The sequence below is a fragment of the Halobacteriovorax sp. HFRX-2_2 genome (assembly GCF_043196705.1).
GTDB lineage: Bacteria > Bdellovibrionota > Bacteriovoracia > Bacteriovoracales > Bacteriovoracaceae > Halobacteriovorax_A.
In genome coordinates this window covers 315,803-330,722 of sequence record NZ_JBEBMT010000002.1, presented here as the reverse complement: position 1 = coordinate 330,722, position 14,920 = coordinate 315,803, and the positions used below count along the sequence as shown (strand labels likewise).

Annotated in this window: 11 protein-coding genes; 4 read left to right on the top strand and 7 right to left on the bottom strand. The window is 36.4% G+C overall.

Translation table 11 applies throughout. From position 1 onward, the window contains the following. Positions 1 to 160: 160 nt before the first annotated feature. The 3 genes from ABMA79_RS06770 to ABMA79_RS06760 form a co-directional block, all read right to left on the bottom strand. A complete protein-coding gene (locus ABMA79_RS06770) occupies positions 161 to 685 on the bottom strand; it encodes a hypothetical protein (protein ID WP_393091215.1) in 525 nt (174 codons plus the stop codon). A 165-nt stretch (positions 686 to 850) separates the two neighbouring features. After that, positions 851 to 2,044, bottom strand: a complete 1,194-nt coding sequence (locus ABMA79_RS06765) for a trypsin-like serine peptidase (protein WP_393091212.1) — start codon at positions 2,042 to 2,044, stop codon at positions 851 to 853. Positions 2,045 to 2,238: 194 nt separating this feature from the next. After that, positions 2,239 to 3,813: a hypothetical protein gene (locus ABMA79_RS06760; protein ID WP_392858610.1), complete on the bottom strand. Its 1,575-nt coding sequence runs from the start codon at positions 3,811 to 3,813 to the stop codon at positions 2,239 to 2,241. 189 nt (positions 3,814 to 4,002) lie between these two features. Between ABMA79_RS06760 and ABMA79_RS06755 the strand changes: the two genes are divergently transcribed. Then, on the top strand, positions 4,003 to 4,950 hold the full coding sequence (locus ABMA79_RS06755; protein ID WP_392858608.1) for a hypothetical protein: 948 nt from the start codon (positions 4,003 to 4,005) through the stop codon (positions 4,948 to 4,950). Between the two features lies 1 nt (position 4,951). Here the strand turns inward: ABMA79_RS06755 and ABMA79_RS06750 are convergent, their stop codons facing one another. Together ABMA79_RS06750 and ABMA79_RS06745 are read right to left on the bottom strand one after the other, a co-directional pair. Further along, positions 4,952 to 9,559, bottom strand: coding sequence for a hypothetical protein (locus ABMA79_RS06750; RefSeq protein ID WP_393091209.1), 4,608 nt, complete (start codon positions 9,557 to 9,559; stop codon positions 4,952 to 4,954). Between the two features lie 119 nt (positions 9,560 to 9,678). Then, positions 9,679 to 10,785, bottom strand: coding sequence for a BamA/TamA family outer membrane protein (locus ABMA79_RS06745; RefSeq protein WP_393091207.1), 1,107 nt, complete (start codon positions 10,783 to 10,785; stop codon positions 9,679 to 9,681). Between the two features lie 11 nt (positions 10,786 to 10,796). Here ABMA79_RS06745 and ABMA79_RS06740 point away from each other — a divergent pair, with 11 nt between their 5' ends. After that, on the top strand, positions 10,797 to 11,342 hold the full coding sequence (locus ABMA79_RS06740) for a hypothetical protein (RefSeq protein WP_393091204.1): 546 nt from the start codon (positions 10,797 to 10,799) through the stop codon (positions 11,340 to 11,342). A gap of 45 nt (positions 11,343 to 11,387) precedes the next feature. Here the strand turns inward: ABMA79_RS06740 and ABMA79_RS06735 are convergent, their stop codons facing one another. Further along, positions 11,388 to 13,049 (bottom strand): long-chain-fatty-acid--CoA ligase, encoded by a 1,662-nt coding sequence (locus tag ABMA79_RS06735; protein WP_393091201.1) that lies wholly within the window; start codon positions 13,047 to 13,049, stop codon positions 11,388 to 11,390. A gap of 226 nt (positions 13,050 to 13,275) precedes the next feature. Between ABMA79_RS06735 and ABMA79_RS06730 the strand changes: the two genes are divergently transcribed. After that, entirely contained in the window at positions 13,276 to 13,527 is a 252-nt protein-coding gene (locus ABMA79_RS06730) for a DUF5522 domain-containing protein (RefSeq protein ID WP_392858597.1), read from the top strand. 117 nt (positions 13,528 to 13,644) lie between these two features. Then, positions 13,645 to 13,977 (top strand): hypothetical protein, encoded by a 333-nt coding sequence (locus ABMA79_RS06725; protein WP_392858596.1) that lies wholly within the window; start codon positions 13,645 to 13,647, stop codon positions 13,975 to 13,977. On the opposite strand, the gene ABMA79_RS06720 is transcribed toward ABMA79_RS06725, so the two are convergent. After that, positions 13,974 to 14,873: a class I mannose-6-phosphate isomerase gene (locus tag ABMA79_RS06720; protein WP_393091198.1), complete on the bottom strand. Its 900-nt coding sequence runs from the start codon at positions 14,871 to 14,873 to the stop codon at positions 13,974 to 13,976. The two genes, ABMA79_RS06725 and ABMA79_RS06720, sit on opposite strands and share 4 nt — an antisense overlap. Between the last annotated feature and the right edge of the window lie 47 nt (positions 14,874 to 14,920).

Here is a 14,920-nt window from a genome sequence, read left to right as displayed (position 1 = left end):
AATTTCAACAAGCCTGCGTTTATGCAGGCTTTGTTGTCTCAGGAGCAATGGGAAAGCTTTGGAATTTGCCAAATAACCGAAGATAGAATTAAAACTGATTAAAGCAAAAAAGCCTCCGAATCGGAGGCTTTTTTATATACTAATAATGTCATCGATTAGACTACAAACACTCATTAACAATATCATCATCAGAATAGAATTTTGCACGCCCTACGATTGTTCTAGTATCAATAATACTTCGAATGTCATTTGTGATTTCCATAAGAGGTGAAATTTTATCATTCTCTATAGTTGCTTTGATATTAGCAAAATTCTTTAAAACAATGGTATTTTCCACAACTTCATATGTACTTGATAAACTAGTTGTAAAAATCATTTGATCGACATTTGCAGGAAATGGATACTCAGAATAGGTCATGTCATACGTCTTTGCATTCCTATTAAGAATTATCTTAATCTGGGCCATGTAGCGCTCGCCTGCGATTTCTCTTGAAAGAATTCCAGTGAATGATAAGGCCCTATGCTGGCGAGTATTATTTGTACAATTACCTATGGCCTGAGAATAGAATGCTTCTTCAACGGAGAGGCTCTCCAAAGGATTAAATTTTCCACCTACGACAATGTCACTCTTTCCACATGACGATAAAATTGAAACAAGTAAGAATAAAGTAAGAAAATTCCTCAACATCAACCCCTAAGTAAATTAAAACTTAATTTATTGTAGGATACATAAAATGTTATTGAAAGGAATTATTATTGAGGGCAATTGATATTAATCGTTATCGTTTTGAAACAACCGAAAGCTGCGCCTACGACGGCCAGCTTCGGTTAATATTTAAATCACATGATATTAATAACAAGGAACTTTGACGACGTAATCTCCATATTTATCGACAGAATATTTTTTGAGGTTCTGAGCTCCACTACCAGGAATTTGATATACATTTCCGCCACTGATGATGGACTTCCAATTACCACTTCTAGCATGTAGGTAGAAGATTCCATTAGGGCTAACTGCTAACTCACTTGTTTCTCCTGCTCCTACAGTATAGAAACCTTCCCTCACCCATTCACCTTCTACATTTTTGTAGTTAAGTGCAATTCTAGTAAAATCGTTTCGACACGTATTTTTAACAAGAATACGTACAAGATTATCTTGTTTAACTTTTTTCGTAATCCACTTCTCTTCAAATTCATTAGTCGTCGAAAAGCTTCCATCAAAAATTGTATTAATGATTTTCTGTCTTTCTTTAGATAGAAAACTACCGTAGTTCATTCTAGGACTCTCACTAGTGATAACTCCATGAATATAGAAATTATCGTATTCTGAGTTGTAGACAAAAATTGGAGAACCACTTTGTCCTTTAATAACATCACATTCTACATTTAATGAAAGATGGTTATAATTACTATTAGAGATATCACAGCCTGTTTCATAAAATTGTTTTGCATTCGGCTTATCACTAGGATAACCAATTGTTAGTGTTTCACCACTTGGGAATGATTCTTTTCCCCAGTAGCCATGAGTTCCAACGATTTGCCCTGCGTGCCTTCCATCACTGTCAGCACCAAGCTCAAGTATCGCAATATCTTCAGAAGAAGAAAAATTCTCATTATCATAAAGTTCAGGATGATAGACACGAACTACTGGATAACGTCCGCTATCAAAATTATCGACACCATCGATCCCTGGATAAAAGTATGTATTCTTAAGTAAGTTATTTGTATCTGAGAGGTATGCACAGTGAGCTGCTGTAATAACAAATTTATTTTTTATAAGTGTCGCGCTACATGTTGCAACCTTTTTAATTCCAGAGTTTCCAAGTTTTACATCAGACCTTAACTGGCCAACTTTTCGATAGAAAGTTTTATTTAAGTTATTGATCGTTGATCTTCGATCATCTTTTCCAAGAATTGAATTACTACTACCTGCCTCGACTGCTTTCTCAGTAATTGCACTGTCATTTTGACAAGAAGTAAGCCCCATAAGGACTGCCGTAATACAAATAAGCTCTTTTGCTCTGATCATAGTAAAACCTTTCATTAAGTTGATTAATGATTAGATTTTAGAACTTCTGCTGGTAAATATCTTCTATTGTGAACATATTTCATAGGCCGTTCAAGACAAGTACGGCCAGAAGCCATGTATTATTAAGCACTTAGGCAATAAAAAAGCCTCCATTCGGAGGCTTAATTATTCGTTGTTTTCCAAATTCTACTAAATTCCGTGTTGTGAAATTAGTCGTTGTCGTATTGATTTGAGCAATTCATATAGATTGGAAGGTGGTCACTCATTACCTCTTTTAGATAGCTGTAATAAGTCTTATCAAATAATTGAGAGTCGATCACACGATCGTAGAACTCTTGCTTGCTTTCTTCGATATCGAATCTCTTCACAAGCTGACCACTCTTTACCGTCATTTTATTTTCAATAGAACGTACATAATTGCTTACAAGTGACTCTACTTTTTCACGGCCACCAGCTTTTAAGCGGTACATATCTTTTTCTCTTGTCGTTGAATAATACATAGCATTTGAACGAACTAGGTATCTTCTATTAATGAGGCGAGAAAAATCTCCTTCAATGAAGTTAAAGATCTTAGCAGCACCATCACCTTGGCAGTTAGTCGTTTCACTAGGATCAAAAAGGAAATGATCGTAGTTACTCTTTGTCCCATGAGTAATTGTTCCGTCAGAAAGGCTCTTTCCAACGGCCATTGAAGTTGCACCTTCAATTCTAATCTCTAGGTTTGAGAAGTCATTAAAGAAAGTTTCCCAATAGTTATTTGAGCTCTCTAAATTAAAGTCACCCAGAATAATATAGTCTTGTTCGTAGTATGACTTTCTTAGGTAGTCGACAAACTCGGCCATTAGTCTAACTTCGGCAAAACGAGCATACTTAAGTTGAGTTACACCTGGCCCAATATCTTTATAGTCTTCGACACCATAAACATTTTTAAGAATTTTTTTCTGAAGAGCTTCGTCTGAAGGAGTGTTATGAATAACGTGCGTTGCAAGTAGAGTAAAATCAAACTCACCTGATTCAAATGTCGAAATAAATGGCCTTCTTGAAAATAGCCCATCTACATCACGCCCAAAAGTCTTCTCATCTAAAACAGGAAGACAACCAAACTTACCATTTCTTCCATAACGATCACGACAGTAGTTAGTCTTCTTTAGGCTAACAACGCTACTTCTATAGTAGAAGCCTGTTAGTTCTTTTACAGTCGCATTCTCACTTCCTTCTTGCTTGCCTGATAGAACAAGAGACCAAGAAGAATCTAGCTTTTGTAATTCTTTAAGAAGAAGAATATATCCTGGAAAATCGTATTGTTCACGAATAAGAGCTAGCTCATTTCGTGTTGTTAATGAGTTTAGGTCACTATTAGTTGTTTCAATTTCAGTTAGACGGTTTGTGTAGTACTCAACGATTGCGTCATTGTGTCTCTTACTCAGTCCGTTGTTTGAGGTAAGCTCAATTGCTGCAACAACATCCCAGTGATTAATCACCTCAGCAACTAATTGATGATCTTTGTATTCTGTTTGAGTCGCACCTGGCTTAAATAAATTAAAGGCACCAATGCGAACATTCTTTGACTCTTTCTTAACTCTCTGGCGATCGTAATTACCAACAAACTTAGAGTAGATTTGATATTCAGTTTGGCACTCTACTTCACCTACTGCACCGGCCAGGAAAATTCTTAGGCGACGACAAGTTTCAATCTCAGATTCCGTCGCTCCATCGATACTTGCTAAGGCCAAGTTTGGCAGTAAAAAAGTAGATAAAACTAATACCTTAAATAAGTTTACCATAATACATTCCCCAAAGTGAGGCGTCATTGTACCCAAGTGAATATCTTAATTCAAGAATTGTTCATCTTTATAACATCCTGATTTCCTTGATATTTCGAGGATTGACAACCATAACACACAGCTCCTTACTAAATATTTGATCAAAATTAGCCGATATTTAACTTAAGAAATTATCAGAAGAGGGTTTGAATGAAATTATCATCAAAAATAGTATTCCTAATGCTTACGAGTCAATTATCATTTGGTTCGGTATTCAGTGTATTCAAGTCGGCAGGTCACGGCCTAGATGAGCTATTAGTCAAAAGTGGGATCGCAGATCAAGAAGTGAGGTCTGTTGTTGCCAACAATATTGAATTAGCAATGAAAGATCTTTCTCATACTGGAAAGAAAGAAGACTTTAGCATGAATACTTTAAAGATGATGGTTTCTGGATCTCAAGATAAGGCCCGCTTTCAGAGAGTAGAAGAAGTCTTTTCAAAAGAATCGGCCACTCCTGAAGAAATTAAAAACGCAATCAATAACTTTGTCTATCTGTCACAACGTTATGGTTATAATAAGAGCGGTATCCTTTCATGTGCACCGTGTGTGAATAAGAATCTATCTGATGCTGGTTTTAACTTTGTCCTATCAGAGATGAAAGATGATTACTCACAAAGAATCTTTAAGGTGATGTCTCGTTATAGCTCACCTGTTAAGTTATCACGCCAGATCAACTCTGCAGTTAAGTCTCAGAAATGGTCAAGTCGTACACCAATGCTTAATGCAACGGATGAAGAAGCACTACTTTACTTTTTAACAGCAGAGAAAGTTGGTTCACCTGTACAAAAGGATTTAATCGCGGCCATTAGAGATGTTTCAGTTAGTGGTGGAAAGGTTGATCTATTCAGCAATACAAACGGACACAAGTTCTACTCTTTCCTATCGAGTGGATTTAGTGATGCAGAAATGACGGAACTAACTCGTCTTTTAAAAGCGACATCTGATGAGATGAAAGATACGAAGAAAGGTACGATGGATGCTTTCTTTGATGTTCTTCAAAGAGAAGCGGATGAAGCAAGAACACCAGCAACTCGTCAAAAGAAGCTGGCACTGCTTGAATATTTAAGAGATCCAGATACTAAGTGTTTTTCTAAATAGACTAAAAAATTTCGACGCTACCAAGTGTTCCATTGTCCTTAATTTGTAGAACTTTGAGAGCATTTAGGTAGCGTTGTAAGCTTCCAATATTTTCTTTTTCAATTGTATCTCTCATAACTTTATAAGCTAGTCCCGAAAACTCAGGTGCCTTAAATAGTCCTTCAACATCAGCACTTGCCCATAGGTAGCGAGATAAAGTGTTCTCAATAGTTCCATTTGGAGAATAAAGAATTCTATTCAGCTCTGAAAATGTTTGATCAGGAGTAAGACCATCAAAGCTTACACCGTACTTATTCATAAACTTAACAGTAGCGCGATCACTTTCTAAATTTCTAATAATACCTGAAATTGTCTTCTCTTTTACTGTCGCAATCATCGTTTCAACTTCAGTAACTTCTTTTTTAGTCATCTTTGGAAGTGCCTCAAGAACAGATACTTCAAGTCCACGGTATAGATCACCTACAGTCTCGGCCATAAGAACTTTCTTCATTCCAAGAGTCTCACGAGCTGAGCGACGAGCAACTTCAGAGATCAGTCTTGCACGTGCAGTAAAGATCTTTCTCATTAATACACCTTCTCCAACAGCTGAGATCACAGGAAGTCTTTTTCCAAAGAACCCACCAGTGTGAGGAGCACCTTGAATTAGCATATAAGGGAAGTCTCTCTTTCTTAGAGGAATCTTCACAAAAATCTCAGTTAATACATCTGCATTCTTAGCAATATAATCAGCTAATTCTGCTTCAGGAAGTCTTTGTAGTTCATCATAGATCTTAAGGAACTGACGACGGTTCTTAGCAAGGTTTGCAGTATTCTCATTCCAAGCACGAACAATCCAGTTTGTCCCAGTCATATATTGACCCTGGTCTGCTTTTCTCACTCTTAGTTTTGAGCGTGCAGCTTTTGAAGAGTTGCTTAGTTTAGAAGCATTAAGCCTCTTCACATAGCTTCCCATATAGTGTCTTAGCTCTAGTGGGCTACCATTAAAAAGTTTTGAAACAGTATTTCCAAGGGCCTCATCTACTTGAGAATAATTTAAGTTAACAGCAACATCACTTGTATAACGATAGATTCCACCATGTGAGCGAGTGATTGCTTCTTCAACACTTGCAACAATATTCTTAATTGCTTTGTTATAACTCGTCTGAGATAGCTTTCCAGCTGTATAATTAGCTTCAATACGATCCATTTTCTTAAGAGTTTTCTCAACGAATTCTTCATCTAAATCTAGGTTTCTTAAATTCTCAGCGATATCATCCATCGACTTAGAAGAAAGCATTTTCTTAAATACATCACTATATTTTTTAAGTCCTAGAACTAGTTTTGCAAATTCAACTTCTGATTCATTAACGATAACAGAAGCATCTTTTCCAGATTGTTTTAATGCTTCTTTAATTCCTAGTTGTGAACGATTCTTTACAATGGCCTTCAGTGATTCTTTGAAGATTTTTGAACCAACTGAAACACTTCTTGTCAGGATTGAAATCATTGAGATTGTTCCAATAACTTCAAATGCCACGGCCATCCACCCTCTTGCAACATTCTCAGTAGAGTTTGAATCAGTGAAGCCAAGATCGGCCATTTCACCTACATATTCTTCACTTCTATCAGCACGAAACTTTACTTTTGTTTCTAAGCGAATTGCATTTGCTTGCATACCAAATCCGACGGCACCAGCACCAGCGATAGCTAGTCCACATAGTCCACCAGTAACGATTGTACATGAACCAGCAGCTAGAACAGCTCCCATACCAAGTAGGAATCCAAATACACCATTAAACATGGCCCACTTTTCATCGCTATTCCAATCATCCATTCTGTCCATTAACTCTTTTGGAACAGCAGGAATTCCAAGAAGCTGATTAAGCTGGTCTTGAATTTTAACTGTTGCATAAAAGTTCTCTTTAAGACTATCAATATCGTCTTCATCAATTTGGCAAAATTTATTCATCTTCTTATAAGTATCTTGCTGACGCTTAAGAGCTGATCTCTTTAAAATCTCTTTATATACTGGAGTCTTAAGATCCATATTTAGCTTTAAAAAGTTATGCACTAATTCATAGTCATCAAAGATATCAATACTACCTGGACGAGAATCAAAGATTTCCGCTCTTTCTGTATGTGACTTAGCTGCTAAGATCTCTTTATAAAAAGCGATTTTTTCAACATCTTCTTCTTGTAGACGAGCACTAATATCTTCTGTTGTTTGATACAGTAGGCGCCCTTCAATTGTTTCATTTGCAGCATCTTCAATTTGATGACGCTCTAAAGTTACCTTATTCGATAAAGAATCGATTAGTTCAAACGCTTTCTTTCCTGAGTTAAGCTCTGCTGTCATAATTTGAGTCGTATCTTTGTTAAACTCATCAAAGATTGTATTCCATAGTCTCTTATACTCATCTTTCTTTAACTCACTAGTTAGAAAGTTAGGTCTGATACTACGGTTCACTTTAAGGATCTCTGCGGCTTCTTCAAGATTCTCAAGGTAAGCATTCATGTTGTTATTAAAACACTTATAGCTATAATCAACTCTCATTCCACGAGAAGTTTTCTTATATGTCTTAACTCGACCATCTCTAATATTTTGAAGCTCCTCACGAGCGACAAGATAACCTAGTCTCACTTTTGCTAGAGGGTTTAGCGCCTGCATTTGATCTAATAAATAATCGTACTCATTTGTTACTAGTTCAGGAAAAGCTTTTGGTCCTGTTCTTAGGTAATCAAATACCTTTGCAAGAGTTACATAACTCTCCTTAACCTTTGCTTGATCCAGACGAGCAACAGGAATAATTTTTCCATCAATCTTTAAAGAATCAATATAACTTACAACTCTGTTAAGAACATTTGATTTTCTTGATAGTCCCTTACAAAGCTGAGCTGGGTTTCTATAACAAAAACCGAATAGCATATTATTATGACGTGAACCTACTTTAAACTCTTCTTCATCTTGAAGCTCTAGTGCCTTCTGATAAAGAGTATTAAGTCCCCAGTTACGGTAAGCTTCTTGAGAGTATAAAGATGGAAATTCAATAACAACTCTATTATTCTTAAGTTCATTTTTGATTGAGTCACTAATAATATCTTCTAAGTTCTCAGTTCTGGCCTGGGCCATTTTTGATGCAAGGTATGGAGAAGCGTTAATTGCTGAAGGATAAATATTTTCAACATACTTCTGATCACCTTCATAAATATCAACTTCAATTGTTTTTGATTCTGGAACAACAGCAATGATATCATTAATAAGAGCGATATCCTTAGTCGTTACCTCTTTAGACTTTCTTGTTCTTGATCCTCTCTCATAAGAATAGATATTTTTCTTATACGCCTGAGCAACTTCACCCATCTTCATATCAACAAATTTATTATATGCATTAACTTCGTCAAAGCCAGCCTTTAGAAATTTTTGGTAAAAATTAGTTCCTTCCTTACCTTTTGCCGCTCTTAGGAAGTTTTCAACTGAAGTAGAAGCAACCATTGTCTCAGCTAGAGGATTTAGCTCCTCAGCTTCCCTAACACTCATAAGCTCTAGATTACCTTCATCATATGAAAGCCCTGAGTTCTTAATAAGGTTATCTAAGTATGTTTTTGCAACAGACTCATCAACCTTAAGTTCTAAAAGGTGTGGCCATGAACCATTAACTTCACTACGACAACTTTTTGGAATAACGATCTTATCTTCTTTAGACTCGATCATTAGGTCATAATTTTTAATTTGAGTTGCCATCATTTGAATCGTAAGGATTCTAAGAGCACGTAAGTAGTTCTTTGCACTTGGTGATTCATTAATTGTAACAACATCTCTTTTAGAGTTTAGGAATGTATTAAGCTTTAACTCAACATCACTTCCATCAATATCTACAGTAAAGAAAATCTTATCCTTCATTTCACCGTGAATCAGAAAGTTGTATAGCTCTGTATCCTCTTCAATGAAGTCTGTCGTAAGCTTAGGTAGAATCTCATTCATATTAATGGCCGACATATTTCTAAATGGAGATAGAATTACCTTAATGTCATATAGGCCCTTAACGATAGAATCATTGTAAGTAAGAAGTAGCTCTTCTTTATCTGCATAAGCTTCATTTGTATTATTGATAATATCTTCAATCTTAGTCTTTAGTGACTTCGCTCTTGAAAAGTACTTTAGAGCTTGGGCCGAATAAGTATCGATTTTTCTATTTTGTTTACGATTTAGTTTTTCATCAACTTCAACTTCAGCAATAACTGCAGCAATACTTGAGAATAGATTATCTCCTCTTGTAACTTTCTTTGCTTCTACTTGTTTTTGCTCTTTTTGGTAATCTTTTACACCACATGAGTTCTTCTTAATTGAATCAAGAAATGTAATGAATTCAGTTTGAAACTCAGCTTCACCTTGTGACTCTTGAGCGCTTTGAGCTTGAAAGCCTTGTGCAATTTGCGCCATTTCTTCTTCAGATAGATCGCTTGAAACGCTACCACGAAGATTCTTCTTAATCTCTTTTAGCTCTGCCAGAGTTTCGGCCAGGTCATAAACACTTGCCACAGATCTTGTATTTTCGATCGTCTGAGCAAACGCCATTTGGAATGAACATAGAGAAATAATAATGAATGAGATTAGCTTTTTAAGTTTCATGCCCTATATAGTGCAATCACAGTGCCAACTAACAGGTACAAAACAACAATAATTTCATACACTTACAGTATTACATGGTGTCTAAAAAGTGAACATAGTGTCTACTTCATGTGATTTGATCAAATGGCCTCATTCAAGGCAAAGTACATCGTAAATTCTTTTTCTCGACCGTAGGCGATGTCTACACGGGAATTAAGGTTTTGCTTAGGAAGAACCTTGTAGCGAATTCCTGTTCCAATATGAGCTAATGGGTCTGCTTCAAAAAGATCTGATGGAATTTCATTTCCAACTCGTGATTCTCCCCCAAAGACAAATCCTACCCCCGCAAAACCAGCAACGCCAAATTTTCCATTCATAATGGATTCAAAATAATGCTTATACTCACCTTCAAAACGGATCATATTCGCACCCTCATAAACTTTGCCAGTGTATCCGCGAGGGCCACGTGAGCCGTAGTTATAATTATAGTTTGGGTTCGTATCACCAAGATTGAAACTTGAATCAAAGAGCCAAGAAAAGAGATGATTAGAATTTCCAGCAAGCGAAATATACTGCGATAGCGTCGCCTCAAGAGTTGTAATATTGTCATCTCCACCAAGATTCTCACGATAGAAATTTGTACGCGTATTTAAATAGAATCCACTTGTTGGTGAAAAGGTATTGTCGCGACTATCGTAAAAAAGATTAAATTTTAATCCAGTATTGCTCGCATAATTTGCAGGATTTATATCGGCCTTAAAAATAACCTCATTCCAAATAATCCCTCCACCAATAAATAAATCCTTCCACACTCTTCGATTAACGTTAACGACAACAGCTCGAATTTTATTTGAAGTATCAAGAAAGCGTTCAAGGTCAGCTTGAAACATCTGACTTAGAATATTTCCTTCAAGATACCCACCTGTTAGTCGCCACTTATCTTCACCTAAGTGAAGCTTAGTTCCAATAGCACCCATGGCCGTTCCATTTGTTGTAATCTTTCCAAATGCACCAATTATTGAAGGTGGTACTGGCCTTAAGCTGTCCTTGTACTTTCCGTCATTTGCATCAAAGAGATACATTCCAATTAGATCAAGCCCAAGCTTAGTACTTGGCATATATGATGGGCCCGGCACAATGACAAATTGCTTATCATCAAGTCCAGACGTTGCTTTCACGTCTCGTTGCACTTTTTGCGCAAAAGTCATAGAATGAAGTAGAATTAACGCTAGTAATAAAAATCTCATTGGGGATGCCTATGTTTAAGATAGTTTTTATTTTATTTTTATCATTCTCCTTTTCTTTTGCAAATAATATTAATTTCTACCAATCGGTCTTTCCTAGGGCCACAAAGCTTAAGAAAGTGAGTGTTGTCGATACGATTAGTGACAATCCAATCAATACGACGATTCAAATTGCTTATGACAAAGATGGAAAGAAGCTTGGCTTTATCCGTGACGTGGATACAACAACAGGCTGTGATAGTGCATGCCTTCCAGTTGTCTTCACCCTTTTCTATAATACGAATTATGAATTTCTAAAGCTTAAGTCAAAAGTTGGGCTTACAAAGAAATTTCACAAACCAATGACTGACGATGATATCAATCGTCTTCATCTTCTTATTGGATTAAATCCAGTGGCCTTTAAGAAAGTTAAGCATCCGAAAGATATGACAGATGCTCTAACTGGTGCGACTAAGAAAGATTATGTGGATGCAGTTGTGAAAGACGCTGCTTATTCGACGTTGAGAATTAATCTTTATAATCAAGATACAATTAAACAATTAAAAAATTTAAAGTTATAGAATAAAAAAAGGGAGCTTACTAGCTCCCTTTTTATTATGATGAGGTTACTGGCCTCTTAGATCTTTTCTTAGAATCTTCCCAACATTTGACTTAGGAAGCTCTGTTCTAAATTCGATAATCTTCGGTCTCTTATAACCTGTTAGGTTCTCTTTACAGAAGGCCATCAATTCTTCTTCTGTTAGAGACTGATCATTTTTAACAACAAATAATTTTACAATCTCACCCGACTTCTCATGTGGTACACCAACAGCAGCACATTCAAAAACTTTAGGGTGAGTTACAATAATCTCTTCGATTTCGTTTGGATAAACATTAAACCCTGAAACAAGGATCATATCTTTTTTACGGTCAACGATTTTAAAGAAACCATCTTCATCCATAACACCGATATCACCAGACTTGAAGAATCCATCTTCAGTCATAACTTTTGCAGTTTCTTCAGGACGTCCCCAGTAACCTTTCATTACCTGTGGACCTTTAATACAGATCTCACCAACTTCACCTGCATTTAATGTATTTCCATCGTCGTCTTTAATACAAACATCTGTTGAAGAAACAGGAAGACCGATCATTCCATTGTAATCTTTAAGATCTAGTGGATTGATACAAGCGGCAGGAGATGTTTCAGTTAAACCATATGCTTCAATTAATGGTGTTTTTGTAACTTCTTTCCATCTTTCAGCAACGGCACGTTGAACGGCCATCCCACCACCAAGAGTTAGTTTTAGTGATGAGAAATCAACAGTTTTAAAATCTTCGTTATTTAAAAGTCCATTAAAGAGAGTGTTAACACCTGTAAGGGCAGTAAAGTCCCACTTTTTAAGTTCTTTAATGAATCCAGGAATATCTCTTGGGTTAGTAATTAGAACATTTAGCGCTCCAATTTTAGAGAACGTAAAGCAGTTCGCTGTTAGTGAGAAGATATGATACAGCGGAAGAGGAGTGATAATAATCTCTTCACCTTCTTTAACAACTGGAGAAACCCACTCACCCGCTTGTAGTAAGTTGGCCACGATATTTCTGTGAATAAGCTCTGCACCTTTAGAAACACCAGTCGTTCCACCAGTGTACTGAAGGAATGCTAGATCAGAACTACTAATTTCAGGTTTCTTAAATTTAGACTCATCACCTTTATCAAGGGCCTCAAGGAAAGATTTTGCTCCAGGAAGATCCCAATTTGGTACCATCTTCTTAACGTGCTTAATAACAAAGTTTACTAGTAGTGACTTTGGAAACTTAAGCATATCACCAATCTGAGTTACTAGAACGTGCTCAATTGGTGTGTTCTTTACAACTTCAGCAAGAACAGAAGCCGAGTTTTCAAAAATAATAATTACTTTAGACTGTGAATCAGTTAACTGATGCTCGAGTTCTCTTGCTGTATAAAGTGGGTTTACGTTTACACAAACCATACCAGCACGAAGAATTCCAAAAAGAGCAACTGGATACTGAAGAATATTAGGCATCATGATTGCGACACGGTCACCTTTTTTAAGCCCAAGATCATTTTGTAAATAAGAAGCAAACTTCTTAGAAAGATGATCGATTTCTTTATAAGTTAGAGTCTTTCCCATACAGTGGAAAGATGGCTTATCAGCAAATTTTGCAAAGCTTTCATCTAATAATGCTGGAATTGAAGGATATAATTCAGGATTAATTTCTTCAGCAACACCATTTTGGTAGTGCTTAAGCCAAGGTTTAGTCACAGGACAGCTCCATTTGTTACCATTAATAAATTTAGTCTAGATTTTATTGTATTTTAATTTTTAGCTACTTACAATACGCAATCTGTATGCGTGTTGCATTATAGTGAATGTATTTGAAAATTTCCTTGATGTAATAAATTTTATTAGATATAAGAGTGACCGTTTTGCAAAACACCACACACACTTTAGGCCCCCTGAATTAGGGGCCTTACTTATTTTAGAGCCTATGACTAACTCTCACGACGATTCAAAAAAAGATTTCTATATAAATGAAGATGGTAATACTGTCTTCACAAAAGAGTTTCATCTACGTCGTGGTTACTGCTGTGAGAGCGGCTGCCTTCATTGCCCATTTGGGTTCAATGAGAAAGCAGATGATGATTCAAGTAGTATTCCTCTCGAACTTAGAAAGCAGGATTTAAAAGAAGAAGTCTCAGATGAGGATCTAGCAGAGTACTACCTCAAGGATTTTGAATAAAAATTAGACAATTGCAAAATTATTTTACCTTCTAATCCTAGCTAAACCCCTGATATCACATTTAAATAATTGGCATTATTCCTGCACCTAAGACAGTGTCTAAATCTTGGAGGGAATATGAAACTACTTAGCTTAATCGCACTTTCACTAGCATTCACACTATCAGCTCAGGCTTCTGTTAACTTTAAATGCTCTACAATGCGCAAGAATATTGAATTCAATTTAAAGGGAAATCAGATTCAAGTAGAAGGTCGTACTCCTGCCCAGGCCCTAATTGGACGCACACACAAAGTTGGAAACTCAGTAACAAAGCACTACCAACTTGCTGGCCAAAAATATCAAATTCACTTTGATGATGTGACGAATTCAAATGAGATGAATACTTATATCTCTATTCGTACTAAGAATGGGCACGAAGTAACATACCCACTAAGTTGTAATATTATCTAAACTTGTTTAACGACTAAAACCTTAGAGTCCGTTGTTGCCTTCAAGATAGCGGACTCAATATCCTTTACCACTGCCGACTCATACTCTTTAATTTCAGTATCATCAATTTCACAAGTACCTTCTAAAACAACAATCGAACTAATTCCGTTTAGAGAAAGGACACTTTCGTCTCCTGCTCCAAGTACTTTTACTCTTGCATTGAAGTAGTTATTACTTGTTAGCAAACCACTTTTTTCAAGGTTCTTATATTGAAAATGCTCTAACTCATTAGCGCTTGGCTTGAAGTTAATGACATCCATGGCCTTCTTTACATGGAGCTCACGAGGCTTTCCGTCAAGACCCATGCGATTCCAATCCCAAACACGATAAGTCACACCTGAGTTTTGCTGAACTTCTACAAGTGTAACTCCCTCACCAATAGCATGAATTGAACCGGCCGGAATATTAAAGAAGTCTCCCTTTTGAACATTTATGAAATTCAAAAGCTCATTAACATTCTCACCACTTTCAATGGCCTCTTGTAATCGATCTTTCGTGACCCCTTCTTTTAGGCCAAGATAAATTCCAGCATCATCTTCAGCATCTAGAATATACCAACACTCATCTTTTCCAAGAGCATCTTCGTGGATATGAGCATATTCATTATCAGGGTGAACTTGTATCGATAAGTTCTTACTCGTATCGATAAATTTAATTAAATAAGTAAGGATCTTGCCTTCGAGAACTTCTTCGAGGCTTTGGCCATTTTCACAAAGAGAAAGTCCATTTTCTAAAGTTGAAACTTCCCATGTTTCACCTAATGGGCCATCAAACGAACCCTCAGGGTCTTTATATTTCTTTAACTTTTCGCCACCCCATACTGTGGTAACTAAATGTGGAATTTGCTTTAAAATCATAGTGCTATGCTATCGTACTTTCCAGCATGAGCAAAGAAGATTTACCT

Excerpts from the sequence above, each read along its gene's own strand:
- ABMA79_RS06765 (WP_393091212.1), bottom strand. The coding sequence starts at position 2,044 with ATGAAAGGTTTTACTATGATCAGAGCAAAAGAGCTTATTTGTATTACG.
- ABMA79_RS06760 (WP_392858610.1), bottom strand. The coding sequence starts at position 3,813 with ATGGTAAACTTATTTAAGGTATTAGTTTTATCTACTTTTTTACTGCCA.
- ABMA79_RS06755 (WP_392858608.1), top strand. The coding sequence starts at position 4,003 with ATGAAATTATCATCAAAAATAGTATTCCTAATGCTTACGAGTCAATTA.
- ABMA79_RS06750 (WP_393091209.1), bottom strand. The coding sequence starts at position 9,559 with ATGAAACTTAAAAAGCTAATCTCATTCATTATTATTTCTCTATGTTCA.
- ABMA79_RS06745 (WP_393091207.1), bottom strand. The coding sequence starts at position 10,785 with ATGAGATTTTTATTACTAGCGTTAATTCTACTTCATTCTATGACTTTT.
- ABMA79_RS06740 (WP_393091204.1), top strand. The coding sequence starts at position 10,797 with ATGTTTAAGATAGTTTTTATTTTATTTTTATCATTCTCCTTTTCTTTT.
- ABMA79_RS06730 (WP_392858597.1), top strand. The coding sequence starts at position 13,276 with ATGACTAACTCTCACGACGATTCAAAAAAAGATTTCTATATAAATGAA.
- ABMA79_RS06725 (WP_392858596.1), top strand. The coding sequence starts at position 13,645 with ATGAAACTACTTAGCTTAATCGCACTTTCACTAGCATTCACACTATCA.
- ABMA79_RS06720 (WP_393091198.1), bottom strand. The coding sequence starts at position 14,873 with ATGATTTTAAAGCAAATTCCACATTTAGTTACCACAGTATGGGGTGGC.